Genomic DNA, 860 nt, shown 5'->3' with positions numbered 1-860 from the left:
CGCGCCAGCTCGGCGATGCGGCGGCGGCCTTCGATCTCGGCGGGTGGGATCGGCTCGAGGAAATGCACCTCGCCGACCCGCGCCGGCTCGCCGAGCAGGCGCAGGAAGTTGCCGACGAAGCTCTCGCCGGGGCGGAACGCCACCACCTTCTGGGCCGAGCAGTGCTCGCCGTAACACAGTGCGACCGGCTGCACCGGCACGCCGGCCTCGACCGCGGCCAGGAAGATCCGCGCATGGAATGGGCCCAACTCGCCACCGCCGCGCGCCCCACCCTCCGGGAACACCCCGACGGCCTGGCCATTGCGCAGCCGCGCCAGCATCTCGTGCAACACGCCGCCGAGCGATTCGGTGCTTCCCCGCGAGTGGAAGATCGTCTGTGCGCGGGTCGCCATCCAGCCCACCAGCGGCCAGCTGCGAATCTCGCGCTTGGCCACGAAGCCCATCATCCGCTGGCTGTGCAACGCGGTGATGTCGATCCAGCTGACGTGGTTGGCGACGAACATCGCCGCACCCGGAAGCGGCGTGCCGACCCGCCGCATGCGGAAGCCGAACACCCGCATCAACCCGTTCGACCAGCCTCGGATCACGCGTTGCTCGAGCGTCTCCCCGCCGACCATGAGGTCCTTGGTCAGCGGCGTGACCAGCAGCAACACCAGGGGCAGGTCGATGAGCACGTGCCACAGCAGCATCGGCACCCGGACCAGGTAACGCAGGCCACGCGCCAGCGGCGAGGACCGGGGCGCGGGAGCGGCGGCGGAGGGGGGCGCATTCATCGTCGCGATGATACCCAACGTGGCTGCTGCGCCACGCCTCGCGCCTCGCCGCCGGGCCAGCGCCCACGGCGCCGCTACAATGCCCGG

Annotated in this window: 1 protein-coding gene; it reads right to left on the bottom strand. The window is 71.3% G+C overall.

The window, feature by feature from the left end:
- Positions 1 to 773: lysophospholipid acyltransferase family protein (locus ACKVMH_RS13550; RefSeq protein WP_412700671.1), on the bottom strand; the 773-nt coding region annotated here is incomplete at its 3' end.
- Positions 774 to 860 lie beyond the last annotated feature (87 nt).

Origin of the sequence: Lysobacter zhanggongensis (assembly GCF_046638635.1) — a bacterium.
GTDB lineage: Bacteria > Pseudomonadota > Gammaproteobacteria > Xanthomonadales > Xanthomonadaceae > Novilysobacter > Novilysobacter luteus.
The sequence above is the reverse complement of the archived record's forward strand: the minus strand, read 5'-3'. Positions and strand labels throughout refer to the sequence as shown.